Below are 23,421 nucleotides of genomic sequence, written 5' to 3' on the forward strand. Positions count from 1 at the left end.
ATTTACCCAACTCTTACCCTGATTTTACGTCTGTAAATTAGCGACAAGTTTTTGCTTTTTTTGCTAGCAACTCGCCTAAAAATGCCTATAATCCGCGCACTTTTTTATGATTATCATCATCTCTTAGCGGAGTAGAGCTTAAATGAAAAAAATCGCATCAAAAGCGATCGTAATGACCCTTCTTGCGACGTCACTTTCTGGTTGTATTGGTCAAATGGGCACCTCTCAGTTGGTAACAAAAGCCAACCTGAGTGCGGTAGACAACCGTTATGGCCGTGCTGGCCTGTTTGTCCTGTTGGGCCCTGTTTACGGTATTGCGGCGACGGCGGATCTGTTCATCTTTAACACCATTGAGTTCTGGACCGGTAAGAACCCGATCACCGGCAAATCTCCGGCAGTGGCAGACACCCCTGTCGATGCGATTTTCAAAGTAAATGGTCAGCTTGACCCATCTCTGACGACGGTACCTTTGGCAAGTGTACAGAACAGCGACATCTTTGCTGCTAGCTTCCGCCAGGTTGATGAGCGTACGTTGGAGATGAACGTGGTTTACCAGAGTGGTAAGCAGGCAGTGCTGCGCGGTGAGCGTGCTGGCGATGAGGTGAACTTCTACCTTGACGGTGAGTTTGTTGCTGTCGTGGGTATTGATGAACTGAGTCAGTACGCTAATAACCAAGCGTAACAGCGTCTCAGGACGACACATAATAAAACGGGAGCCAGTTGTCTCCCGTTTTTTTGTGCTGCTTCGTACTTAGTTTGGCTTGGTTGGCTGCAGGCCCTGCCAGAGGATATGGAAGGCCCCTTGTTGGTAGTGTGGTTGTTGGGCGAGCTCCGGCTGCTCGATAAGCAACTGTGCGGTACTGAGAAAGTGCTGGCGGAAAAAACTCAGTACCAGCGGCATCGGTAGCGGGGCCAGCAGGCCTTGTTGCTGGGCTTGCTCAACCCTGTCGCCAATGAACCCCATAGTGGTCAGCATCAGATCCTGATGGCGGCTAATGGTATAGGCCGGATCGTGGTTGAGCTGTAGCATCAACTTCAGCTGGTTAGGGTGGTCCATGGCCCATGCCAATGCCTTATCCCAGAGTAACTTTAATTGCTCCTTCAAAGGGCCGGTGTCCGGCGGCGTGCCGAGGGCGTCGGCCAGATCCTGTTTGGCTTCGAGATAAAGTGTATCGACCAGATCCTGCTTGCTGGGAAAATGGTGGAACAGGGTGCCGGTCGCCACCCCGGCCTCACGGGCAATGCTGGCCGTTGATGTGGCCTGTACCCCGTTGGTTACGAACAGGGCCAGGGCGGTATCAAGTAATTGTTTTCTTTTCATGGTTTCCCTTCAACTGGCTCAGCGCATGAAGAAGCCGAGCATCAGTTTCTGCCACCAGCGGTTATATGGCGGCTTGATCAGCCCGGTGGTGGCGTATTTGTGCTGGGTCAGGACGGTTTTGGCCTTGGAGAAGGTTAGGAATCCTTCCTTGCCATGGTAGTGGCCCATCCCCGATGGACCGATACCGCCAAACGGCGCATCATCGGCCGCCACATGGAGTAGGGTCTCATTGATGGCCATGCCGCCCGAAATGGTGCTATCCCGGACTTGTTGCTGGACAGCTGGATCTTGGCTCATCAGGTATAGTGCCAGCGGGCGCGGGCGTTGCTGGATGAAGTGGATGGCATCAGCCATCTGGTCATATTCGACAACCGGTAGCAGCGGGCCAAAAATTTCCTCATTCATTACCGTAGCATGCTCAGGGACGTTGCTGAGTAGGTGGGGGATCAGGCGGTGGCGGTCATCACTACGGGCATTGTCATGGCATGGGAAGACTTCGGCACCAAGCTCTTTGGCTTCGTCCAACCACTGGCACAGGCGCTGGTACTGACGCGGGTTGATCACCGAGGCAAAGTCCGTATTGTCCACACCATTTGGGTAATGGTGGTTGAACTGCCCGATAAAGCTGTCGATAAAGGCTTTAGTCTGCCCCCGTGGCACCAGGATGTAGTCGGGTGCGACACAGATCTGGCCTGCATTCATGCATTTGCCAAACAGTGTCCGCTCAACGGCCAGGCTGATTGGCATATCGTCAGCAATAATGACCGGTGACTTGCCGCCAAGCTCAAGAGTGACTGGGGTCAGGTTATTGGCCGCTGCCCGCATAACATGGTGGCCGATAGCTGTTGAGCCGGTAAACAGCAGGTGATCGAATGGCAACTGGGTAAAATGGGCGGCGGCGTCGGCTTCACCTTCAAATACAGCGACCTGATCCGGCTTGAAGGTCCCTTCTATCAGGGTGCGTAGCACCTTGTTGGTGGCTGGGGTGAACTCGCTGAGTTTTATCATCGCCCGGTTACCTGCTGCAAGGGCTGAAACTAGCGGCCCAAGGCTGAGCATGACCGGGAAGTTCCACGGCACCACGATACCGACCACGCCGACGGGTTGGTAGTGGACAGTGACCTTCGCTGGGGTAAGCATCAAACCGGCATGGCGGCGTGAGGGCCTCATCCAGCGTTTGAGCCTTTTCAGCGTGTAGTTGATGTTATTGATACAGGGAACAATATCGGCCACGAGAGAGTCTTGGCGATGACGTTGGCCATAATCTTCGGCAAGGGCTTGGCACAGGGCCTCACGATGCTGCTTGATGGCCTGTTTCAAGGCGGTTAGCTGATGCTTGCGCTCATCAAGTGAAGGCATCGGTGCCTCCCTGAAGGCCGCCTGCTGGGTGTGAAGCGTGCGGTCCATGTTGGTGCAGTACTCCGGCTGGAGCTGGATATTTTCGGCCACGGTCATCGGTTGGTCTCCCTATCAGTAAAACCGACTAGTCAGTCGGTTTTTAGTATAGAGGACTTTAGCTGTCTGTGAGCTGGTATTTTGCGCTTTATTTCTTGTGGCCACTTTTATCGGCGTGGAACACACCGGTAAAGTGGTCGAAATACTGTTGCAATTGGCGGGCATCTTGATGGAAACCGGCGGTTTCTAGCAAGGCGATCCCGGCTTCGCAGGTACACAGGTTACCCGGTTGCTGGTTGCGCCGCAGGGCGTAAGACGAGCCCGTGCCCGGGCTGAGCTCCAGACGTGGAAGTGAAGCGAGCCAAGGACTGCGCCTGATCATCTTGCGGGCTTCTTGCCAGGTGGCATCGAGCAGGATGAATAATGGGGTTTTGTCCTGTGGGGTTTGGAAGGGCTGGGCAGGCACCTTGTCATCGCCGGGAAACAGCAGCCATGGTTGGTAGTGCGGATCGTCCAGCATCTCCAGCAGCGCCTGGGGAGGATTGACCCGATCCCAAATCTGGCGCTGGCAGTGCGGCAGGCTACGCTCCATCAATTGCCCGGTATTGGTATCTTTGCCCATTTCCTTGGGATGGGTAAGCAGAACATAAACGTGCGGGCAGCTCAGTGTCGGCTCGGCATGGCAGATACAATTGTGCTGGAAGCCGCAGCGCGGGCAGGGTGTCGTCATGGTGCTGGGTATGGGCTTGTGGGTTATGCCACGCAGTGTGGCATAACCCAGATAGGAAAGGGAATGGTTTTGTACAGTGATCCCTAATCCTGGATAGGGCTTTGCTTATCCAGTATCAGGCCACTGTCCCCTAGCTCATAGGTTTCGCCATTGATGACTTCCTGGCGGGTGGTGAGTTGGCCATCCTCACGGGTAAAGAGCCTCTCGCTGATCAGCCTCCGGCCTTGGTACTGGGCCATGGTCACTTTCACCTTGCCATCCCCGGCTTGCTGCCAGAAGCCTTTTTCTTTGAGGCCTGGTTGACCGTCGCTGTAGCTGTATTCGGTCACGGCCGAGTGATCCGGTAGCAGGTTCAGGGTCGTTGTCAGGACGGTTGCACCCAGCTCGCTATGGCCTTGGTAGCTGCCCACCCAATGCTGGGTAACATCCGTTGCCCCTAGGGTCGCACAGCCGGTGTACTCGATACCCTGCCAAGTGAGGGTCGACTGCCAGCCGAACAGGGCATCGCTCATGGTGTCGTTGCACTGGGCCTGGGTCATTGTCAGGGTGAAATCACGCCCTTTGTAGATCTGTTGGCCGGAGCGGATATCTCGGCTGGTAATGGTCTGCTGCTCGGTAGGGTAGCTGATCCGGTTGAGGGAGGCGGTATCCCCAGCCACTTCGATACTCCAGCCGGGTTCATTGCCGAAAGCGCGGGTCTTGCGTGGGGGTTGTTGGCAACCTTGGCGCATTTCGGCAGACAGCAGGTTGATCTGTTTGACGTTGAAACGGGCATCATAATCAGCGGCAAAGCCTTCTTCCGGGGCCGGCTCGAGGTAGCCGATAAACTCGCCGTACATGGGTTCGTATCCCGGTGGCGTAACCGCATTGGCCGCTGGGAGATCGCCGGCCGGCAGATGTAGCCAGTACTGCTGATTGCTGCCACAGGGTTGGATGCTGCGGCTCTCGTGGCCGAGGATCACCTGGCCACGGAGCATAAAGGCTTGCATCTTGCCGCTGCTGGTGGTCACTACGGGTGTTGTGAGAGCTTCTTCTTCGGGCGTTGGGGCTGAGGATGGGTCACTGGCGCAGCCAGCCAGCAACAGCAAGACGGCAATAGGAGCAAGAGGAAGTTGTCGGCGTATCATCGGGATCCCTCGTTGTGATAGGCTGGGGTATAAAGTCAGTTATACCAGATAAATAAAAGAGTATCAGAATGGCGTATTGGTTATTCAAGACAGAGCCGGACACCTTTTCGATAGACACGCTCAAGCAGCAAAAAGTTTCCTGCTGGGAAGGCGTCAGGAATTATCAGGCACGAAATATGATGCGTGATGACATAAAGCTAGGGGATCAGGTGTTGATTTACCACTCTTCTTGCAAGGATGTCGGTGTGGTCGGTATCGCAGAGGTGGTGCGCGAAGCGTATCCGGATCATTTCCAGTTTGATCCGGAGGGGCCTTATTTCGACCCGAAATCCGACCCGGACAACCCGCGCTGGATCATGGTCGATATCGAGTACCGTCGCCACTTGCGCCTGGTGTCATTGAAGCGGATGAAAGCGAATCCGGCCTTGGCTGAAATGCCACTGGTCAAGCGCGGCAGTCGGCTCAGTATTATGCCGGTCACTGACGGGCAGTGGCAGGAAATCCTACAGATGACCGGGCAGTTTAAATAGCCGTTGGTAACAACAAAAAAAGGAAGCGTCAGCTTCCTTTTTTGTACCGATAAATTGCTTATTTCAGCAGTTGGTCGCTCAGGTAGTGCGCCACAGCCTCATCGCTGCAATTGCCGATCACTTCGTTCTCGGGCAGAGCTGCCTTGACCTTGGCATGAGACGTGCCCATCACCAGCCCCTTGCCTGCCATCGTTAGCATTTCAACATCATTCATCCCGTCACCGAAGGCAATGCAGTCAGACAGGGCATAGCCTTTTTCTTTGGCAACCGCTTCCAGCGCATGGCCTTTGGAGACATTGGCATCCATCACTTCCAGGCACCATGGGGTTGAGAAAGCCACATTGGCTTTCTCGCCGAACTGGGCGTTAATTTTGTCTTCCCATTCAACCAACTTGTCGTGGTCGTGGTCATCGCGGGTGAAGAAGATCTTGGCAACGCCTTCGAGCGGCGGGTTGTCAACGTCAAACAGTTGGTAGCTGAAGGTATCATGGAATTCACGCAAGCTTGGGTCTTCCTGGTTCAACAGCCAGTCATCGTTGCGGTAGATATGGATTTTCAGCTCAGGATCTTGTTTGGTCATCGCAATAATGCCAGAAATCACCTCGGGGGCGACATCTTGCTTGTAGATCACTTCGTTCTTGCAGTTGTGCACCCGTGCGCCATTGGAGGTGATCATGTAAGCCGGGATCCCCAGTTGCTCGCGCAGCCCTGCCACATCAATATGGTGGCGACCGGTGGCGAAGATAAAGTCTTTGCCCTGGTGGTGGAGCTGGTTGAGGGTATCTTTAGTAAATGGGGCAATTTTATGGTCTGGGGTCAGCAGGGTGCCGTCCAGATCCGATGCAATAATTTTGTACATGAAACCTCTCGCGGTAGGAACAGAGGCCCAATACTTTTGGTATTGGGGAAACAGTGCAATTTTAAACCAGTTCCCCCAATAGAAAAGAGGCTATTTTATGCGTTGGGTATTTCCGCTTTCCGGAAATGCTCAAGTGCAGAAGCCAAAGCAGGGGTACGGAAGGTATCTGATTCGAAGAATAGCTCGTGGCGGGCCCCTTCAATGACTTTGAATTGGCAGTCGCGGTTGGCTTGCTGCATCGCCTGGTGAAACTGCTGCTGGGCAGCGTTATCTATGATGGTATCTTCGCTGGCCTGCAGCAGCAGGACTGGGGTGGTGATATTACCCGCTTCGCTGATACAGCTTTTGGCAGCCGCAAGCCCCTGCCATACCCAGCGGGCACTGGGGCCACCGATCTTAAGCTCCGGCTTATGCTCGTAGAGATCCCTGAACCACTGGTAGCGCACTTTGCTCTGGGTCAGTGGGTTGTTGCTGAAAGGCTTGGGGTAGTAAGGGACTTGTCCCGGCGCATAGCTAGGCTGGCGTTGGAGTTGCTCCATGACCCGGGCAAGGGGAGAAGCAATTGGCCGCATCCACTTGCTGATATTGATACCGTGCATTGGCGCACTGAGTACAGCCCGCTCAATGGTGCCCGGATGGCGGGCCAGGTATAGGCTAGAAATAGTGCCGCCCATGGAATGGCCGAGCATAAAGAGTTGCTGGTAGCCTTTGGGCTTGACCACCGATTCGATAAACGTATCTAAATCGCTGACATAGTCGTTGAAGTGGCCGACATGACCAAGCTCGGTATCTTCAGCGAGGCGATCAGAAATCCCCTGTCCACGGTGGTCGAGGGAGTAGACATCATAGCCTTGGCGTACCAGATCATAGAACAGCTCCTGGTATTTCCAATAGCTCTCGACCCGGCCGTTGACTACAATAATGGCCCTGTCCGGGTTGTTGCCGGTGAATGAGACCCAGCCAATATTGGTGTTGTTGACGCCCTGGAACATCCCTTCTTGGCGTTGGTGCCAAAGTGCGGCAGCAGGGCCGGCCATGGTTTCATCAAAGTGGTTTTCCTGGGACAGGTCAAAATAAGGTGGGGGCTGGACAGTCATTCATCATCTCGGTTAACAGTATCTGGGGCAAGTATAACCCAATGTAATCCTACCTGTTGCCAGAAGGTGTGAACAGCTGTTAACGTTTGGCATTTTTATGCTGCTAATGCCAAGCCTTTGGTAGAATAGCGAAAAGGAAGTAAGTCTGTGGAGCTTGAAATTTGGTTGGCTTACCTGGCGACAGCGATTGTGTTTAGCATCGCGCCGGGTTCGGGAACGGTGAATTCCATTAGCAATGGCATGACCTATGGCTGGCGCAAATCCCTAGCATCGATTGCAGGGCTGCAAATCGGCCTGGGAGTTTATATTGTGCTGGTGGGGGTGGGTCTTGGCGCTCTGATCGCCCAGTCAGCAACGGCGTTTACGGTGATCAAATGGGTCGGTGTCGGCTACCTAATTTGGCTTGGGGTACAGAAGTGGCGTGATCGGGGGCAGTTCCAGATCGCCGGTGATAGCCCGCAAGTGCCCGCCCGCCAATTGTGCCGCCAGGCCGTGCTGGTCAACCTGACTAACCCTAAAACAGTAGTTTTTCTGGTGGCGTTATTTCCTCAATTTATCGACCCTTCCCAACCGCAAATGGCCCAGCTATTGGTACTTGGGCTCACCACGATTGCGGTTGATACATTGGTAATGCTGGGATATGTGGTACTGGCCTCCCAGTTGGCGGGTTATATCCGCTCGGCAAGAATAATGGCTGCCCTAAACCGCGTGTTCGGCTCGATGTTTATCGGGTGTGGGGCACTGCTGGCGGGCGCCAAGGCCTAAGATTACGGCTGCCTGTATGGGGCAGCCACTGAGGCAATGCGGTATTTGTCCTCTGTTGTGGAGAGTCTTTCAGTTTTATGTATTCCTACGTTGCGCGTCAGCCCATCTTCAATCGCCACCAGAAAACAGCCGGCTATGAACTGCTGTTCCGTGACGGTGAGAGTAATGCCTTTCCTGCCGATATTGACGAGAACAAGGCGACTTGCCGCTTGATGGTCAACAGTTTTATGGCCGATCGTGATGGCATGGCCCAGCCAGGTAAGCGCTGCTTCATCAACTTCCCCCAAAAAAGCCTGATCCGGCTATTGCCGACCTTGCTACCCCAAAAACAGGTAGTGATTGAAGTGTTGGAGACGTGTGAGCCGAATGACGATTTGTTTTTGGCTATTCGGCACCTCAATCGGCTGGGATATATGATTGCCCTCGATGATTTCAATATGGATCCCCGCTGGGAGCGGTTCCTGCCGCTTGTCCATATCATCAAGCTTGACCTGCTCAAGATAGGTATCGAGGCGGCGTGCGAGTTTATCGCTCACAACCGTGACAAGAAGCTGATGTTTCTGGCTGAGAAAGTTGAGACCCACTCTGATTACACCCGGGCCTATGAGGCCGGATTCCATTTTTTCCAGGGGTATTATTTCAGCCGTCCCGAGTTGCTCAAAAACCGCAACCTTAAACCTGAACGGCTATCGACCTTGCGCCTGTTGCAGGAAGTGTGCCGCGAGCAAGTTGACTTCGAGCGGGTGGAGCAGATCATCGCTTCTGATTTGTCTCTCTCTTTCCTGTTGCTGCGCTACGTCAACACGGCCGTTGATAGGCTCAAGGTGCCGATCAGTGAATTCAAGCAGGCACTGGTTTACCTCGGCGAAGAAAAGCTCAAGGTGTTTGTCAGTGCGGTCGCCACGGCACAGGCTTCGTTGGATAAGCCCCATGAGTTGTATGCCTTGTCGCTTCAGCGTGGCAGGATGTGCGAAATCCTTGCCACAGCCAGTGGTAAGGGGATAGAAGGCAAGCCTGCGTTTATGGCTGGGTTACTGTCTTTGATTGATGCCTTGCTCGACCAACCCTTGGATGAACTTCTCAACCAATTGCCGTTGCAGGCAGAGATCCGTCAGGCCCTGCTGCACAGGCAAGGGCCTCTGGGGCAACTGTTAGACCTATCTGTGGCTTATGAGCAGGCGCAGTGGCGTCAGGTCAGCCTATTGGGGCAGGCGTTGGCGATTGATGCACCGCGTATCGGTCAGAGTTATCAGCTTGCCATGCAGTGGTCATCCAAATACGACCTCCAAGCCCCGCCACGTCCTCTTACTGTCGCAAAAACTGGCTAAGGGCTTTCACCGTTTCGGTTAGGGCCGGATTGAGCGTTTTGTTGGCCGGGTAGCAAAGGCCCAGCCGGCGGAACATTCTTGGCCCATCAAGCGGAACGGTCACCAATTCCTTGGCTGTTTCCAGCACACCGGTTGGCAGGAAAGAGATCCCAAGTCCAGCCTGGACCAGATGCATCACTTGGGTTTTATGCTCGGCCTTGGCCACCAGGTTAACCGCGAGTCCATCACAGGCTAACAAACCAATCGTCTGCTGGTGGGCTTCGCAGGGTGGGCACTCGATAAAATCATGCTGGTGGAGCTGCTCTGGCTTGACCTTATCCAGCTTGGCCAGCGGGTGGGAAGGTAGCATACACAGCACATAGTCCTCCTCCCAGAGCGGCAGGAATATCTCATCATCTTGCTTGAACATATCCAGGGTCAGTCGTGCATCGGCTGGCCCATCATGATCGACTAATTCCAGTAACAAGTTGGGAATATGCTCGCGTAGGCAACTAAATACCTTGGCCAGGGCAGCCTGACTCAGGTCGGGGAAGTTACCTAGCTTAAGCGGCAAGCACTCGGTACGTTGCTGGAACAGCGATGGCAGGTGGTTGACATCCCCCAGAAGGCGGACAGCCAGCGGGTAGAGGTAGTGCGCCTCGTCGGTCAGGTTGACCCCTTTCTTGTGGCGCTCGAACAAGGTGGTGTTGAGCTCATCTTCCAGCTGCTTGATGGCATTAGAGATTGAAGGCTGGGAGACAAAGCAGCGTTCAGCGGCGAGGGTGATGTTCTTTTCTTCGTAGACCGCAACAAAAAAACGCAGCAGGCGTAGATCCATGGTTTTACTCTGGCAGGCAAGTGATGTGGCTATGATAGCAAAGAAGCCTTGCCAGCATAGTGTTTAGGAAAACGATACAGTCAGAAAACACAAAGCCGGGCAAGAGCCCGGCTTTGGTGACAGAGAGTAGGATTAGCCTACGCTGTAGTATGTGGCTGCGCCAGGACCTACAGGGATACCGAATACGAATACCCATAGGTAGAACATCAGGCTCCAGCCAACGATGAATACCAGCGAGTATGGCAGCATAGTCGAAATAAGCGTACCTAGGCCTAGGTTCTTCTTATAGCGAGTTGCAACCGCCAGGATCATACCGAAGTAGCTCATCATCGGGGTGATGATATTGGTCACTGAGTCACCGATACGGTAAGCCGCCTGGATAGTTTCCGGTGCGTAGCCAACCAGCATTAGCATCGGAACGAAGATAGGTGCTGTTACTGCCCACTGCGCCGACGCCGAACCTAGCATTAGGTTGATGAAGCCACACATCAGGATGAAGGCGAAGAACAGTGCAGGGCCTGTTAGACCAATAGACTGTAGGAAGTCCGCACCAGCAACCGCAAATACCTGACCGAAGTTGGTCCAGCTAAAGAAAGCAACGAACTGTGCAGCGAAGAAAACCAGCACGATATACATACCCATTGAAGACATGGATTTTGACATCGCATCGATAACATCGCGGTCGTTCTTCATGGTGCCAACCACTTTACCGTAGACAAAGCCTGGGATAGCGAAGAATACGAAGATGAAGGCAACAATACCTTTCAGGAACGGAGAGCCTGCAACCAAGCCCGTCTCAGGGTGGCGTAGGATGCCGTTTTCCGGAACGATGGTTAGTGCCAGTAGCGCCGCAACAACTAGTGCTGCAAGGCCAGCCATTTTCAGGCCTTTCTTCTCAAGGGCAGTGATCTTGCCAAGCTTGTCTCCGCCCAGGTCTTCGCTGGCTTCTTCCGGGTTGTATTTACCCAGTTTCGGCTCAACAATCTTCTCGGTAACGAATGCACCCATGATGGTGATGGCAAACGTCGAAGCGAACATGAAGTACCAGTTAACCTCAGGGCCAACAGCGTAGTTCGGGTCGATCATTTGTGCCGCTGTCTGGGTAATGCCCGACAATAGCGGGTCAACGGTACCTAGCAGAAGGTTGGCACTGTAACCACCGGATACACCGGCAAACGCTGCAGCCAGACCGGCTAGCGGGTGACGGCCCAGTGAGTGGAATAGCATTGCCGCTAGTGGAACAAGTACCACGTAGCCAAGCTCAGATGCCGTGTTAGAAATGATACCTGCGAAGACGACAACCAGTGTCACCATGCGCTTAGAGGCACCCATAACTAGGCCACGCATTGCTGAAGACAGCATGCCTGAGTGTTCGGCAATTGCCACACCCAGCATGGCAACCAGTACGGTACCTAGAGGGGCAAAGCCGGTGAAGTTAGTCACCAAGTTGGCAACGATTTTTTGTAGGCCTTCTGCATTGAACAGGCTGACCACGTGGATCATACCGTCAGCAGCTCGGCCTGCGGCGCCTTCAGGGCGCGGGTCGACGACAGACACGCCGAAGTAGCCGGCAATACCAGAAGCGACCAGGATTGCCACACAGAAAAGGGCAAAAAGGGTGATTGGGTGTGGTAGCAGGTTACCCAGCCACTCGACGGTATCTAGAAAACGGGTAAATAACGTTTTCTTCGGTTGTTGTTGTGTTTGCGGTGAAGCAGATGAATGCATCACGACCTCCATTTATCGTTTTAATCCCATCAATGGGTACATCTCTTGTCGCGGGGAAGGTTACGTCATTGTTAACGTCACAAACAAGATATAATTGTGTCAAAATGTGTCAGTTGCTTATTTTTTGTCTGTTTGTTGTTAATTTTTAGTGGTTACATGCTGATTTCGTGATGGTTGTTCCGCTTGCTATTGTTGATCTTTATGAAATTGGTTGTTCATTTTCGGTTTGTTAACCTTTGTTCAATAACCGGATATCAATTAATTAGAAAAAGCAGCCCGAAAAAAGCGTGCTTAAACTCACAAAAAGGGCAAATTATCGCCTACCCAACGTGGCCTGATAGCATTTTATTAACGGATTTTTATCAATTGATTGGTGGATATGTCAGGTGGATCTTGTATCCATAGCTAAAATTTATGATAAACAGAGGTAATCGATATTTTTCACTAAGGGATTAGGCCGATATAGTAGCGCCCATCTGCTGGTGGCCACTGGTATGGACCTGGCGGGCAAGAGCCCGGGGTGATGTTCTCTTTCTATATATAAGGTGAAACTATGTCTAAGTCTCTCGTTGTGATCACAGGTGCAAGCTCGGGTATTGGTGAAGCGACGGCCAAAACGTTATCAGCGCAAGGCCACCCATTGCTTTTGCTGGCTCGCCGTATCGACCGATTGACCGCTTTGGGCCTACCGAATACCCTATGCCGCCAAGTGGATGTGACCGATGGCCCGGCATTTGCTGCCGCCATTGAAGAAGCGGAAGCCCAGTACGGTCCGGTTGACTGTTTGGTCAATAATGCCGGTGTCATGCTGCTTGGACTAGCCCATGAGCAAGATCCGGCAGAGTGGAAAACCATGTTCGATGTCAATGTGATGGGCCTGCTTAACGGTATCCATGCTGTACTGGCCAAGATGAAAGCCCGTCAGGGTGGTACCGTGATCAATATCAGCTCGATCGCTGGCCGCAAGACCTTCCCAAACCACGCGGCTTACTGCGGCACAAAGTTTGCCGTGCATGCGATCACTGAAAATATCCGTGAGGAAGTGGCTGACGACAATGTCCGTTTCATTACCATTGCCCCGGGAGCGGTGGAAACTGAGCTGCTGAGCCATACCACCAGTGATGATATCAAAGCGGGCTACGAAGAATGGAAAGACGGCATGGGCGGGGTGATTGCACCGCAGGATATTGCTAATGCCATCAATTATGCTTACCAGCAGCCGCAGCACCTGTGTATTCGCGAGATTGTGCTTGCAGCGACACGCCAGCAGCCTTAAGCCGTACTGGGTTGCACGCGGGACTGAATGTCAGCGGTCAGTGAATTTATCGGTAAATCTGCGCTGATTCAGTTATTTAATAAATACAGCCTGCTATATTCAAAAGGGTATCCCACGAGGATACCTTTTTTTGTTTGTGCTTTTAGGGGGCTGAAGTGAGGGAGAAGGTTCGCTTTTTTGATGTGCTGCGCTGTGTGGCAGCTGTGGCCGTAGTGGTGATCCACGTGCTCGGCCCTTACCGCGATCAGTTTGGGATTATGCCCGACAGCGGCTGGATCACCGCGACGACCTTCAATAGCTTCAGCCGCTGGGCGGTGCCGGTTTTTATCATGATCACCGGTGCCCTGATGTTGACCGATACCCGCCCGTTCGAACTGGGCTACTATGTCCGCCGCCGGCTCGGTAAGGTGTTGGTACCTTTCCTGGTGTGGTCGGTTTTCTATGCCTGGCTATCTGGTGTTTCTCCTGCCGGCTTCGATGGTGGCCTTGCCCTCGATACGTTAAAAGCCTTACCGGTTCATGAAACCTACTATCACCTTGGCTTTTTCTACTATTTCATCCCGCTTTATTTTGTTGTCCCTTTCCTGCGCTATTTTGTCCAGCATTATGATAGGCAGGCGACGCTGGCGCTGGCGCTGGTATGGTTGGCCCTGACGACATTGTTCTTGTTTAAAATCGATGGGCCATGGAGCCACGAGCTGGTTTTATATAGTGGGTACTTACTGTTTGGTTACTGTGTTTTCCAGATGCGCTGGCCGAGCCTAAAGTGGTTGCTGCCATTGGGCATTGTGGCCCTGCTGCTCACCGATGCCATGGTGCTCAGCAATAGTTTTGCCGCTGGGGAATATAAGGTTGGGCGCTGGATGTCTTACAAGACACTCAACACCGCTTTGATTGCCGCCATGATTTTTGCGCTTGGCAGGTATGTGGCAGATAAGCTGAGCGAGGGGACCCTTGATAAACTGGCCTTTATGAGCCGCTATAGCCTTGGCATCTACCTGCTGCACCCGATCTTCCTATGGCCGGTAAGGGCCTATGATTGGTACTTCCTGCCACCAGTATTGATGATCCCGTTCTGGACCGTGATCATTACAGGCCTAGCCCTGGCAGCCAGTTGGCTGTTAGCGAAGAGCCCGAAAACAGCCTGGTTGGTCCCCTAGGCGGCAGCGTTAATCCCGTTTGAGTGCAAAGTGGCGGAAAGTGGTGCCCTGATAGGTCATCACCCCTTTATCTCCCGGGTTCAGAGCGTGGTAGTAATGGATACCCACCATAAATTCCCGCTTTGGCCCGCCTTTGGTCGGTTGGACATAAATCCAATACTCTTCGTCATCTTCTCCGGGGCGCGCACCTATGACCGGGGTACTCTGTTTGTCGAGGATTTCGACTTCGATTTGCCGCTCAGGGGCGTTTTCGCCCAAAGTGTGTTTGCGGTAAATGTGGACAAAGCAATAAAGGGCAACAGCCAGTAAGGCAATAATGGTGGCTGGGATAGCAATGGGCATGGGATCTCCTTGTTGCAAACAACTGGCAATCATTATTGTGCAACTCAATGGGGCTGGATATGTCTGGCGGTGAAAAGCGTGATCGCGGCTGGGTTGTTGGGGGGGAATATGTTTCCCACAAAACAGCGATTCCCTGCAGGTATCTGCGGGTAGGGGAAACGCGGTACTTTGCTTTAGGGCAAAGTCGAGGTAAGTTAGTAAAAAGAAACAGCAAGGAAGAGAGTAGATGGCAAACATTGAGTTAGTGGTAACGCGTTCAAGGCGGATAGAAAGCCTATTGCGCGAACATTACCATGCTGAGGGCAAAGGCTTGCACCAGCTGATCACTAGCTGTGAAGAACGCCTGCCTCATGAAATTATCCCCAAGTTACGTTTTATTGCCTCGGTCCGAAATAAAACCGTTCATGAAGAAGGTTACAAGCTCGATGATAAAAAAGGGTTTATTGCGGCTTGTAATGCCTGTGAGAAAGAGCTGACCCCGCGCAGTGGACGTTTTGTCTGGACGGCTGCTGCCCTGTTGGTGGTGGGTGTTACGGCATTGGCGATCTGGTTTTACTCCATTCACTGGCACCGTATTGATTTGACCCCTTAAGCCGTGCTGGCGATAAAACCCTGAAAACAAAAAAGGTGCCTGATAGGCACCTTTTTTTGAATTTTTTTTGCTTAATAAATCACAGGCAGCGTCATTAGTCCGACAACCACTGCGATCATCATAAGGCCTTGTTTTTGAGAAGAAGTGAACATGGTAAGGCTCCTTTTTTGCTGCTGGATTGATGTTGTAAATAAGAATAGCATTAATTTTATGCATTTCTCAAGTTAAATTGTCATATTGTTGTCATAAAAATAGTTTATGGACTTTGTCTTGGCCTATTTTAGGTAAGTGAATTGTGTTTTTTGGCTTGGATAAAAAGTGTCTCAATTGCTGCATCATCTTGCTTTTTGGTTTTAAGCTATTGTTTTTATTTGTTTATTTTTGGTTGTATTGTGAGCTGTTTTGGGTTCTTTAATCTTTGTATATAAAAATAAGCCTAGGGTGGTCTAGGGATCTAAAATGGTTTCAAATGACATTTTTCCCTTTCTTGGTTAGCTTGAGCTTAAGATTACCTATGGAGGTTATGCATATTTGGCAATCATTTATGTATTGGATAACACTGTGATACTGTTGTTGAGAGTTTGATAGTAAGCAGCTGGTTTAACTGATATTAAAAGATTGATTTGTGTTTAAGTTGTTGTTTTATATATGGTGCTAGATAAGCTAAAGCAGGTTTAAATGGATGCTTTAGCGATAATACAATGCCTCATGATTTGTTCTAGGGTAAGGGGGGATACTGGCAACGATGCCAAACGTTTGCTTTTTTGTTTTTCTTTTGGGTGATAATGGTTGGCTCACAGAACAGCCGCCGATAGGCTCATTAATATGATTCTCCGCTAGTTATTGACTTTCCTTGCTAGACAATCGCCTACCAGATCCTAAACTGTGCTTGCCGCTGATAAGCCGAGTTATTGTCAGTGACATATTCAAAATAATAACGGTGAAACTATGTGGGTTTGGTTAGCCATTGCTCTTTCTGCTCTTCTACATATAACGGCGGCCTATCACGGCCCCCGTTGGCAATTCTATATTTTCAAGCCTTTTACCATGCTGCTGTTAATCAGTGTGGCTTGGCAGGCTGGTGATGGTGGCTTTTATCACATGGCTATCATGCTAGGCCTTGTGCTGTCAGTGGCTGGCGATGTTTTCTTAATGTGGCCTAAAGATCGGTTCATCATGGGGTTAAGTGCGTTTGCCCTGGCGCATGTTGCCTATTCTGTGGCTTTTTGGTCACAGCTCGGTAGCCAGATAGTCTGGTGGTTACCCGCGATGCTCGCGGCGGTAGGTGTAATAGTGTTCCTGCTGCTGTTGCCTTCATTGGGCAAGATGGTGATCCCTGTCGCTATATATATTGCCGTGATAGCCCAGATGGCTTGGGCGGCCGGTGAATTTTGGCTGACGACTTCGACAACCATGGCGCTGCTGGCTTTTGCTGGTGCGGCGGTGTTTATGTTTTCCGATCTCTGTTTAGCCATTGACCGTTTCCGTGGGCCCTTCAAGTCGGCGACCACCATGGTGATGACCAGCTATTTCCTTGCCCAATCGTTGATTGTTGCCACTTTACTGGCTGTTTAGTTACTGATTAATGAAACTTTTTCATCTAAAAGCCTGTCTTTGGATCATACTGAAGAGAGGTTATATCAATGGGGAAGGTGATGTCGGATAACTGGTGCAAAATATATGATGCCGCTAATTCGCTTGAAGCGCATAGCCTCAAAGGGATGCTAGAAGCCCAGCATATTGCCGTGCAGCTGAGCGGGGAAGGCCTTGGATCCGCAGTCGGGGAGTTGCCGGCTAATGCGGTAGAAGTGGGCCTTTGGGTGAGGGACTTCCAGCAATCGAGTGCCCAAAGGTTGCTTGCCGAATATGAGCAGGCCGATCAGACCGCTTGGGTGTGTACAGGTTGTGGCGAGCAAAATGGTAGCCAGTTTGAATTGTGCTGGCAGTGCGGACGGGACAGGGCGGCAGGATCCTAAAACATACATACAAAATGCACTAATTTGTTTCTGGTCAAACTTTCCCCAACGGCATAGCGCTACAATGCGGTTATTAATTCGTGAAGAGAATGCCTACCATGAGTGATAATCAAGTCCACGCCCATAACCTGTTGAATATGTTGTTGGCAGCGGAAACACCCTATACCTTTGCCAGCCTGAAGCAGGCTATTGTGGCGGAGTACGGTGAAGATGTACGTTTCTATACCTGTAGCCAGCAAGATCTGACTTTTGATGCCCTGATGACGTTCTTGCTAGATCGCCGCAAAGTGGTACAAGACGGTGAATATGTGGCGGCCAACCGTGAGCGTATGTGCAATCACTAATGCTGCTGTGAAGCGGTTGGCGCCAGCTGGCCGCTGAGAAATGCGGGTGGTAAAAATATCGCCACCCCGCTGATGGTTTGTTATACTCTCCCGCCTCCGGTTAGCATTCTGGCTGATCGTTCTTATTTCTTGAAACTTCTTTTATTTATTCACTATCTGAGGTCTGCTCTGTGGAAATTATTTCTGCGGCGGTCATGCTATTTCTGATCATGGATCCGCTCGGCAACTTGCCGGTTATGTTGTCTATCCTGCGGCACATTGAGCCAAAGCGCCGCCGTTTTATCATGATCCGTGAATTGTTGATTGCCTTGGTGATCTTGCTGTTGTTCTTGTTCGGCGGCCAGAAGATGCTGAACTTCCTGCATGTTTCGACCGAGACCGTGAGTATTTCCGGCGGTATTATCCTATTCCTTATCGCAATCAGGATGATCTTCCCCCAACCGGGTGGCGTGACCGGCCTTGCTGCCGGTGAAGAGCCGTTTATCGTACCGATGGCAATCCCGATGATTGCCGGGCCTTCGGTGCTGGCCTCATTACTGTTGTTGTCCAATCAGGAGCCGGGCCGTACTGGGGACTGGGTGATAGCCGTCTTGCTGGCGTGGGGCGCGTCGTTTGTGATCCTGATGTTCTACGAGGTGTTCAACCGCCTGTTGGGTGAGAAAGGGCTCAAGGCCGTCGAGCGTTTGATGGGCTTGTTGTTGATCATGATATCGACCCAGATGTTCCTGGACGGGATCCGCAAGTTCTTCATGATTGGCTAGCTGCCGGTGTGATAAAAAAACGAGGCCAACGGGCCTCGTTTTTTTACATCATATGTTTGCGCCTGATATCAAGCAGGGCAAAGATACCGAAGATAAGGATTGACCACTTTTCCCACCGGGTCATGGTGATCTTGTCGCCGAAGGCGCCGATGAAAATCAGCATTTGCAGGCCATGCATCATAAACAGGAAGGCTGTCATGATGTAGAGCGCCATGGCCGCGACGCCCGGGAACGGGTGGAAAATGTTGATGAGCAAAACTAGCCAGACAAAGCCGATGGCTGCCTTGGCAAGTAAAATTAGTGCTTTCATGCTTCCTCTCTTTCGAATAAGCGGTAACAGACTTGTCCCGCTGTTTTTTCCCTGTGGAGATGCCAGTGTGCTGGTGTCACTAGCTCCCCGAGTTCTTTCTCGGCCTCAATGTAAATAACCGCATGGGGTGATAGCCAGTTATTCTGCTCAAGCAGGGCGATCGCCTCGTCGATGAGATCTTTGCGGAACGGTGGGTCGATAAACACCACGTCATGCGGGGTACCGACTTGCTTGAGGAAAGCCAGGCTGTCGGTGTTGAGGACCTTGGCATTGTCGGCGCCGATGGTGGCGCGGTTTTTTTCTAGCTGATCAGCGGCCTTTTTGTCGAGCTCGAGCATGGTGACATGTCTGGCACCGCGCGACAGGGCTTCGAAGCTCAGGCTACCGCTGCCGGTGAACAGGTCAAGGCAGCGTGCTTCGATAATATCTTGTGCCAACCAGTTGAAAACGGTCTCTTTGACGCGGTCTGTGGTTGGGCGGAGGCCTTCAACGTCGTGGACAGGAAGTTTGCGCCCACGCCAGCGTCCGCTGATGATCCGAACGAATCCGTCACGGCGGCTGTTTGGCATATTTCGCCCTGATTGTTGTCTGCGTCTTGTCATAGATTTCTTCGACCGTTTAGAAAATGATAGTATACCTAAACCCCTTGGCTGTAGGCGAAAACATGATGCCGAAATCATGCCGCTGGGGGTATACACCTGTGTTTAGGCCGCAAATTGTACCAATCAAGCTCTAGGATTTGCCAATGGCAGAAAAAAAGAAACGCGGATTATTTTCGTGGTTGGGTTTTGGCTCTGAGGAGCAGACCGAGCAAACCGAACAAAATCAAGAACAATCAACGGTTTCAGCTGAGGCTGAAGCAGTAAAAGAACAAGCGACAGAACAACAAGAAGCCGAAGCTGCCGCCAAGGCAGCAGCGGAAGCGGAAGCTGAGGCAGCCGCCCAGGTCGTTGCGGAAGAAGAAGCCAAGGCCCAAGCGGCACAGCTGCAAGAAGAGCAGCTACAGCAAGCGGAGGCGCTGCAGGAAAAACCAAAGAGCGAAGGTTTCTTTGCCCGCCTAATGCGTGGTTTGAAGAAGACCAAGACCAACTTTGGCTCCGGGTTTGCTAGCCTATTCCGTGGCAAGAAAATCGATGACGACCTGTTCGAGGAGTTGGAAGAGCAACTGCTGGTGGCCGATGTCGGTATGGATACCACCCTCAAGATCATTGAGAACCTGACCGATAAGGCGGATCGCAAGTCCCTGAAAGACGGTGATGCCCTATACGGCCTGCTAAAAGAAGAACTGTCTGGCATGCTAGCCAAGGTTGAACAACCATTGGTGATTGATGAAGCCAAAAAGCCTTACGTCATTTTGATGGTTGGTGTTAACGGTGTCGGTAAGACCACAACCATCGGTAAGCTGGCCAAGCAGTTCCAGAGCCAGGGTAAATCTGTGATGCTGGCAGCCGGTGATACCTTCCGTGCGGCAGCTGTTGAACAGCTGCAGGTCTGGGGTGAGCGTAACAACGTGCCGGTTGTTGCCCAGCATACCGGTGCGGACAGTGCCTCGGTGATCTTCGATGCTATCGAGTCAGCCAAAGCGAAGAATGTTGATGTGGTGATTGCCGATACCGCAGGCCGCCTGCAGAACAAGGGCAACCTGATGGAAGAGCTGCGCAAGATTGTCCGTGTGATGAAGAAGGTCGATCCGCATGCGCCGCATGAAATTATGCTGACGGTCGATGCAGGTACTGGCCAGAATGCGATCAGCCAGGCCAAATTGTTCAGTGAGGTTGCCCCGGTAACCGGTATTACCCTGACCAAGTTGGATGGTACCGCCAAGGGTGGTGTGATCTTTGCCATTGCTGATCAGTTCAATATCCCAATCCGCTACATCGGTATCGGTGAAGGGATTGAAGACTTGCGCCCATTTGCGGCAGATGAGTTTATCGAAGCGCTATTTAGTGACGAGGATTAAGGTGTGATTCGGTTTCAGCAGGTAAGTAAGGCTTATCGGGGCGGACGCCAGGCCCTGCAAAAGGTCGATTTCCATCTGCAGCCTGCAGATATGGCGTTCCTGACTGGGCACTCAGGTGCAGGTAAGAGTACCCTGCTGAAACTGATATGCGCCATCGAACGGCCAAGTGACGGCAAAATCATGTTCAATGGCCATGATATTACCCGTATCGGCAGCAAGCAGATCCCGTTTTTGCGCCGCAATATCGGTATTATTTTCCAGGACCATAAGTTGCTGATGGATAGGACTATCTACGACAACGTGGCCCTGCCGTTGCGGGTTGAGCAAGCTACCGAGAACGAGATCAAGCGCCGGGTATCCGCGGCGCTTGATAAGGTGGGGCTGCTTGATAAAGCGCGTTACTTGCCCATCCAGCTATCTGGTGGTGAGCAGCAGCGGGTCGGTATTGCCCGGGCGATTGTCAACAAGCCGATGCTACTTTTGGCCGACGAGCCAACCGGTAACCTTGATGCGGCATTGTCGCAGCAGATCATGTCCCTGTTCGAGGAGTTCAACCGGGTCGGGGTCACTGTGCTGATGGCGACCCACGATACCTCGCTGTTGACCACTCACAATTACCGCCGTTTGGATCTGTACCAGGGACAATTAAGGGAGCTCGCCAGTGGCGCAAAATAAAACCGGTTTTTTTGCCTTGCACAAGCAGCAATGTAAGCAGTCACTCGCAGACATGATGCGTCGTCCGCTCGGCAATATCCTGACCTTGGCAGTGTTGGCTTTTGCCTTGACCCTACCTGCGAGTTTCTACCTGTTTGCCAAAAACGTCACCGTGGTGGCACAGGTATGGCAGAACCCGACCCAGATGACCATCTATTTGGAGCCGGGTACATCTACTGGGCAGGCAGAGCTATTGCATGACGAGTTGGCCCAGTGGCCGGAAATCGACAGCTTGGAGGCCATTTCTCCACAGCAAGGCTTGGTTGAGTTTCGTCAGCAGGCAGGCTTTGAACAAGCTCTGAGTTTACTCGATGATAATCCGTTGCCAGCCGTGTTGGTTGTTAAACCAACCGAGGCGTGGCAGCTCGATGCCAAGGCTACCGAGCTTGCGTCGCGTTTGCGGATGCAAAACCGGGTCGATGAGGTGCGCCTCGACAGTGATTGGCTCCAGCGTTTGGCTGCGATTAAGCAACTTGTCATTATTCTGGCTATGATTATGTCCGGGCTGATGCTGTTTGCGGTCTTCTTGATTGTGGGTAATACCCTACGCCTGCAGGTACTCAACCAGCGCGATGAAATCCAGGTGATGAAGCTGGTCGGGGCGACCGACAGCTTTATCCTACGTCCATATCTCTATACCGGGGTTTGGTATGGTTTGATTGGCGGGATAGCTGCCTGGGTGCTGACATTTATCGTGTCAATATTGCTCGATGGTGCGGTAGCGCATTTGGCGGATTTGTACGATAGCCCGTTCAGGATGATTGGATTAGGTTGGGATGAGTCGTTGATCTTGTTGATGATCTCGGCATTTCTTGGGCTGCTGGCAGCGCGTTTGTCCGCTGGGCGCCATTTGAAAGAAATTGAACCTATCTGACATTTTTAACTCTACAAATAGGGTAAATTACGCGGCTTGCTTGCAATGAGGCCTATTTTACAGGCATCATTGTCGGTTCATGCAATTTCGCATTGGTACAAAAAATAAACGAGGTTTGTTGAATGGCACAAGAGATGACTTCAATGGCTCTAGTCACTGCAGATAGTCTGGATAGCTATGTCCAGAGCGTCAACAGCTATCCTATGCTGTCGGCGGAGCAGGAGCGCGAGTTAGCTGAGCGTCTTCATTTTGATGGTGATCTCAATGCGGCAAAGGCATTGGTCATGTCCCATCTGCGCTTTGTTGTTCACATTGCTCGTGGCTATTCAGGCTACGGCTTGCCAATGGCTGATCTGGTTCAGGAAGGTAACATTGGCTTGATGAAAGCGGTCAAGCGCTTCAACCCTGAAGTAGGCGTCCGTTTGGTTTCTTTCGCTGTCCATTGGATCAAAGCTGAGATCCATGAGTACGTCCTGCGTAACTGGCGTATCGTCAAAGTGGCGACGACCAAGGCCCAGCGCAAACTGTTCTTCAACCTGCGTAAGGCGAAAAAACGCCTTGGCTGGTTCAATAATGACGAAGTGCAGATGGTCGCTGATCAGTTGGGTGTAGAGGCAAATGAAGTCCGCGAGATGGAATCCCGCCTAGCTGCACAGGATCCGGCATTCGAAATGCCGACAGAAGACGATGATCGCGAAGCCAGTTACAGCGCACCTGCGTATTACCTTGAGGATAAATCGTCAGACGTTGCTCTGAGCGTTGAGGAAAACAATTGGGAAACCCACGCCAACAACCGCCTGTCGAATGCCCTGTCTAGCCTCGATGACCGAAGCCAGCACATTGTGCGTTCGCGCTGGCTGGAAGACAACAAGGCGACCTTGCAAGAGCTAGCTGAGCACTATCAGGTATCTGCCGAGCGGATCCGTCAGCTAGAGAAAAATGCGATGAAAAAGCTTAAAGAAGCGGTGGGTGATTTTGCCTGAGGATCCTCGGTAAACTATCCACAAATCGCATAACGAGAAAACCAGCCAAAGGCTGGTTTTTTTGTGCTTAAAATCTGAGGGATAGATCACAAAACAAAGTAAAAGTGTGAAGTTGAAACAGATTTATCCACAGGTTTTTACATGATCCGATCTACATATAGTGGATCCAAATTTCATGAAACACATTATCAACGCAATTCACAGTTTTTTCCACAGCTGGTGGTGTTTTGATCAGAAGAGGCCTTGGGGATTTTAAAGGTAAGTTGCCAGCCCTTGCGTGACGCGGCTTAGCTTGATTTTTGGCCTTGGCGGTTAACCTTATTTTTTCGATGGGGTTGTGAGTAACTTGATCGGTTACAATGTCGAGACAAGACGGCGCGTGATGGTTTTGACCAAAACGGACGATCGTCACGTTTTATCGGGTAGGGCGAT

At 51.8% G+C, this 23,421-nt stretch carries 26 protein-coding genes; 15 read left to right on the forward strand and 11 right to left on the reverse strand.

Going from position 1 to position 23,421, the window contains the following annotated elements; all coding sequences use genetic code 11:
• Window positions 1-142: 142 nt before the first annotated feature.
• On the forward strand, window positions 143-682 hold the full coding sequence (locus tag C9J01_RS14605; protein ID WP_107298900.1) for a DUF3332 domain-containing protein: 540 nt from the start codon (window positions 143-145) through the stop codon (window positions 680-682).
• 69 nt (window positions 683-751) lie between these two features.
• Here C9J01_RS14605 and C9J01_RS14610 read toward each other — a convergent pair whose 3' ends face one another.
• From C9J01_RS14610 to C9J01_RS14625, 4 genes are all read right to left on the reverse strand, one after another.
• Window positions 752-1,321 (reverse strand): TetR/AcrR family transcriptional regulator, encoded by a 570-nt coding sequence (locus C9J01_RS14610; RefSeq protein WP_107298901.1) that lies wholly within the window; start codon window positions 1,319-1,321, stop codon window positions 752-754.
• 18 nt (window positions 1,322-1,339) lie between these two features.
• Window positions 1,340-2,770, reverse strand: coding sequence for a coniferyl aldehyde dehydrogenase (locus C9J01_RS14615; protein ID WP_201797831.1), 1,431 nt, complete (start codon window positions 2,768-2,770; stop codon window positions 1,340-1,342).
• Window positions 2,771-2,864: 94 nt separating this feature from the next.
• Window positions 2,865-3,446, reverse strand: a complete 582-nt coding sequence (locus C9J01_RS14620; RefSeq protein ID WP_107298903.1) for a tRNA-uridine aminocarboxypropyltransferase — start codon at window positions 3,444-3,446, stop codon at window positions 2,865-2,867.
• Window positions 3,447-3,529: 83 nt separating this feature from the next.
• Window positions 3,530-4,573 (reverse strand): COG3650 family protein, encoded by a 1,044-nt coding sequence (locus C9J01_RS14625; RefSeq protein ID WP_107298904.1) that lies wholly within the window; start codon window positions 4,571-4,573, stop codon window positions 3,530-3,532.
• 68 nt (window positions 4,574-4,641) lie between these two features.
• Between C9J01_RS14625 and C9J01_RS14630 the strand changes: the two genes are divergently transcribed.
• Window positions 4,642-5,103, forward strand: a complete 462-nt coding sequence (locus C9J01_RS14630) for an EVE domain-containing protein (protein ID WP_107298905.1) — start codon at window positions 4,642-4,644, stop codon at window positions 5,101-5,103.
• A gap of 58 nt (window positions 5,104-5,161) precedes the next feature.
• Here C9J01_RS14630 and C9J01_RS14635 read toward each other — a convergent pair whose 3' ends face one another.
• The gene (locus C9J01_RS14635) at window positions 5,162-5,962 is read right to left on the reverse strand and encodes a Cof-type HAD-IIB family hydrolase (protein WP_107298906.1); all 801 of its coding nucleotides are present in this window, start codon (window positions 5,960-5,962) and stop codon (window positions 5,162-5,164) included.
• Between the two features lie 95 nt (window positions 5,963-6,057).
• The gene (locus tag C9J01_RS14640) at window positions 6,058-7,059 is read right to left on the reverse strand and encodes an alpha/beta fold hydrolase (RefSeq protein ID WP_107298907.1); all 1,002 of its coding nucleotides are present in this window, start codon (window positions 7,057-7,059) and stop codon (window positions 6,058-6,060) included.
• Between the two features lie 147 nt (window positions 7,060-7,206).
• Here C9J01_RS14640 and rhtB point away from each other — a divergent pair, with 147 nt between their 5' ends.
• Both rhtB and C9J01_RS14650 read left to right on the forward strand, forming a co-directional pair.
• Window positions 7,207-7,824, forward strand: coding sequence for a homoserine/homoserine lactone efflux protein (gene rhtB, locus C9J01_RS14645; RefSeq protein ID WP_107298908.1), 618 nt, complete (start codon window positions 7,207-7,209; stop codon window positions 7,822-7,824).
• 77 nt (window positions 7,825-7,901) lie between these two features.
• A complete protein-coding gene (locus C9J01_RS14650) occupies window positions 7,902-9,152 on the forward strand; it encodes an EAL and HDOD domain-containing protein (protein WP_107298909.1) in 1,251 nt (416 codons plus the stop codon).
• Here the strand turns inward: C9J01_RS14650 and C9J01_RS14655 are convergent.
• Window positions 9,130-9,969, reverse strand: coding sequence for a LysR family transcriptional regulator (locus C9J01_RS14655; protein WP_107298910.1), 840 nt, complete (start codon window positions 9,967-9,969; stop codon window positions 9,130-9,132). The two genes, C9J01_RS14650 and C9J01_RS14655, sit on opposite strands and share 23 nt — an antisense overlap.
• A gap of 132 nt (window positions 9,970-10,101) precedes the next feature.
• Window positions 10,102-11,697 carry an AbgT family transporter gene (locus tag C9J01_RS14660; protein ID WP_107298911.1) on the reverse strand — a complete coding sequence of 532 codons (1,596 nt, stop codon included), beginning with the start codon at window positions 11,695-11,697 and terminating at the stop codon, window positions 10,102-10,104.
• 553 nt (window positions 11,698-12,250) lie between these two features.
• Here C9J01_RS14660 and C9J01_RS14665 point away from each other — a divergent pair.
• Window positions 12,251-12,973 carry an SDR family oxidoreductase gene (locus C9J01_RS14665; protein ID WP_107298912.1) on the forward strand — a complete coding sequence of 241 codons (723 nt, stop codon included), beginning with the start codon at window positions 12,251-12,253 and terminating at the stop codon, window positions 12,971-12,973.
• 155 nt (window positions 12,974-13,128) lie between these two features.
• Window positions 13,129-14,133 carry an acyltransferase gene (locus C9J01_RS14670; protein WP_107298913.1) on the forward strand — a complete coding sequence of 335 codons (1,005 nt, stop codon included), beginning with the start codon at window positions 13,129-13,131 and terminating at the stop codon, window positions 14,131-14,133.
• A 9-nt stretch (window positions 14,134-14,142) separates the two neighbouring features.
• Here C9J01_RS14670 and C9J01_RS14675 read toward each other — a convergent pair whose 3' ends face one another.
• Window positions 14,143-14,475 (reverse strand): DUF2500 domain-containing protein, encoded by a 333-nt coding sequence (locus C9J01_RS14675; protein ID WP_107298914.1) that lies wholly within the window; start codon window positions 14,473-14,475, stop codon window positions 14,143-14,145.
• Window positions 14,476-14,701: 226 nt separating this feature from the next.
• On the opposite strand from C9J01_RS14675, the gene C9J01_RS14680 reads away from it, so the two are divergent.
• From C9J01_RS14680 to C9J01_RS14705, 5 genes are all read left to right on the forward strand, one after another.
• The gene (locus C9J01_RS14680; RefSeq protein WP_107298915.1) at window positions 14,702-15,067 is read left to right on the forward strand and encodes a DUF4145 domain-containing protein; all 366 of its coding nucleotides are present in this window, start codon (window positions 14,702-14,704) and stop codon (window positions 15,065-15,067) included.
• 948 nt (window positions 15,068-16,015) lie between these two features.
• Entirely contained in the window at window positions 16,016-16,642 is a 627-nt protein-coding gene (locus tag C9J01_RS14690; RefSeq protein WP_107298916.1) for a lysoplasmalogenase, read from the forward strand.
• A 68-nt stretch (window positions 16,643-16,710) separates the two neighbouring features.
• The gene (locus tag C9J01_RS14695) at window positions 16,711-17,043 is read left to right on the forward strand and encodes a putative signal transducing protein (protein ID WP_237156979.1); all 333 of its coding nucleotides are present in this window, start codon (window positions 16,711-16,713) and stop codon (window positions 17,041-17,043) included.
• A gap of 98 nt (window positions 17,044-17,141) precedes the next feature.
• Entirely contained in the window at window positions 17,142-17,387 is a 246-nt protein-coding gene (locus tag C9J01_RS14700; protein ID WP_107298917.1) for a YecH family metal-binding protein, read from the forward strand.
• A 170-nt stretch (window positions 17,388-17,557) separates the two neighbouring features.
• Window positions 17,558-18,148 carry a YhgN family NAAT transporter gene (locus tag C9J01_RS14705; RefSeq protein WP_107298918.1) on the forward strand — a complete coding sequence of 197 codons (591 nt, stop codon included), beginning with the start codon at window positions 17,558-17,560 and terminating at the stop codon, window positions 18,146-18,148.
• A gap of 43 nt (window positions 18,149-18,191) precedes the next feature.
• On the opposite strand, the gene C9J01_RS14710 is transcribed toward C9J01_RS14705, so the two are convergent.
• Together C9J01_RS14710 and rsmD are read right to left on the reverse strand one after the other, a co-directional pair.
• Complete coding sequence (locus C9J01_RS14710) at window positions 18,192-18,458, reverse strand: DUF1145 domain-containing protein (protein WP_107298919.1); 267 nt, start codon at window positions 18,456-18,458, stop codon at window positions 18,192-18,194.
• On the reverse strand, window positions 18,455-19,060 hold the full coding sequence (rsmD, locus tag C9J01_RS14715) for a 16S rRNA (guanine(966)-N(2))-methyltransferase RsmD (protein ID WP_107298920.1): 606 nt from the start codon (window positions 19,058-19,060) through the stop codon (window positions 18,455-18,457). The genes C9J01_RS14710 and rsmD overlap by 4 nt, the downstream gene beginning before the upstream one ends.
• Window positions 19,061-19,203: 143 nt before the next feature.
• On the opposite strand from rsmD, the gene ftsY reads away from it, so the two are divergent.
• From ftsY to rpoH, 4 genes are all read left to right on the forward strand, one after another.
• Window positions 19,204-20,418: a signal recognition particle-docking protein FtsY gene (gene ftsY, locus C9J01_RS14720; protein ID WP_107298921.1), complete on the forward strand. Its 1,215-nt coding sequence runs from the start codon at window positions 19,204-19,206 to the stop codon at window positions 20,416-20,418.
• A 3-nt stretch (window positions 20,419-20,421) separates the two neighbouring features.
• Window positions 20,422-21,093, forward strand: coding sequence for a cell division ATP-binding protein FtsE (ftsE, locus tag C9J01_RS14725; protein ID WP_107298922.1), 672 nt, complete (start codon window positions 20,422-20,424; stop codon window positions 21,091-21,093).
• Complete coding sequence (gene ftsX, locus C9J01_RS14730) at window positions 21,080-22,006, forward strand: permease-like cell division protein FtsX (protein WP_107298923.1); 927 nt, start codon at window positions 21,080-21,082, stop codon at window positions 22,004-22,006. The genes ftsE and ftsX overlap by 14 nt, the downstream gene beginning before the upstream one ends.
• Window positions 22,007-22,128: 122 nt before the next feature.
• Window positions 22,129-22,989, forward strand: a complete 861-nt coding sequence (rpoH, locus tag C9J01_RS14735; RefSeq protein ID WP_107298924.1) for an RNA polymerase sigma factor RpoH — start codon at window positions 22,129-22,131, stop codon at window positions 22,987-22,989.
• Window positions 22,990-23,421 lie beyond the last annotated feature (432 nt).

Source organism: Photobacterium rosenbergii, assembly GCF_003026455.1.
Classification (GTDB): domain Bacteria; phylum Pseudomonadota; class Gammaproteobacteria; order Enterobacterales; family Vibrionaceae; genus Photobacterium; species Photobacterium rosenbergii.

Coding starts and splice junctions, on each gene's coding strand:
- ftsY (WP_107298921.1), top strand. CDS start 19,204: ATGGCAGAAAAAAAGAAACGCGGATTATTTTCGTGGTTGGGTTTTGGC.
- C9J01_RS14690 (WP_107298916.1), top strand. CDS start 16,016: ATGTGGGTTTGGTTAGCCATTGCTCTTTCTGCTCTTCTACATATAACG.
- C9J01_RS14680 (WP_107298915.1), top strand. CDS start 14,702: ATGGCAAACATTGAGTTAGTGGTAACGCGTTCAAGGCGGATAGAAAGC.
- C9J01_RS14620 (WP_107298903.1), bottom strand. CDS start 3,446: ATGACGACACCCTGCCCGCGCTGCGGCTTCCAGCACAATTGTATCTGC.
- C9J01_RS14650 (WP_107298909.1), top strand. CDS start 7,902: ATGTATTCCTACGTTGCGCGTCAGCCCATCTTCAATCGCCACCAGAAA.
- C9J01_RS14695 (WP_237156979.1), top strand. CDS start 16,711: ATGGGGAAGGTGATGTCGGATAACTGGTGCAAAATATATGATGCCGCT.
- C9J01_RS14635 (WP_107298906.1), bottom strand. CDS start 5,962: ATGTACAAAATTATTGCATCGGATCTGGACGGCACCCTGCTGACCCCA.
- C9J01_RS14605 (WP_107298900.1), top strand. CDS start 143: ATGAAAAAAATCGCATCAAAAGCGATCGTAATGACCCTTCTTGCGACG.
- C9J01_RS14700 (WP_107298917.1), top strand. CDS start 17,142: ATGAGTGATAATCAAGTCCACGCCCATAACCTGTTGAATATGTTGTTG.
- C9J01_RS14610 (WP_107298901.1), bottom strand. CDS start 1,321: ATGAAAAGAAAACAATTACTTGATACCGCCCTGGCCCTGTTCGTAACC.
- C9J01_RS14630 (WP_107298905.1), top strand. CDS start 4,642: ATGGCGTATTGGTTATTCAAGACAGAGCCGGACACCTTTTCGATAGAC.
- rpoH (WP_107298924.1), top strand. CDS start 22,129: ATGGCACAAGAGATGACTTCAATGGCTCTAGTCACTGCAGATAGTCTG.
- C9J01_RS14625 (WP_107298904.1), bottom strand. CDS start 4,573: ATGATACGCCGACAACTTCCTCTTGCTCCTATTGCCGTCTTGCTGTTG.
- C9J01_RS14655 (WP_107298910.1), bottom strand. CDS start 9,969: ATGGATCTACGCCTGCTGCGTTTTTTTGTTGCGGTCTACGAAGAAAAG.
- C9J01_RS14675 (WP_107298914.1), bottom strand. CDS start 14,475: ATGCCCATTGCTATCCCAGCCACCATTATTGCCTTACTGGCTGTTGCC.
- C9J01_RS14640 (WP_107298907.1), bottom strand. CDS start 7,059: ATGACTGTCCAGCCCCCACCTTATTTTGACCTGTCCCAGGAAAACCAC.
- rsmD (WP_107298920.1), bottom strand. CDS start 19,060: ATGACAAGACGCAGACAACAATCAGGGCGAAATATGCCAAACAGCCGC.
- C9J01_RS14665 (WP_107298912.1), top strand. CDS start 12,251: ATGTCTAAGTCTCTCGTTGTGATCACAGGTGCAAGCTCGGGTATTGGT.
- C9J01_RS14710 (WP_107298919.1), bottom strand. CDS start 18,458: ATGAAAGCACTAATTTTACTTGCCAAGGCAGCCATCGGCTTTGTCTGG.
- C9J01_RS14660 (WP_107298911.1), bottom strand. CDS start 11,697: ATGCATTCATCTGCTTCACCGCAAACACAACAACAACCGAAGAAAACG.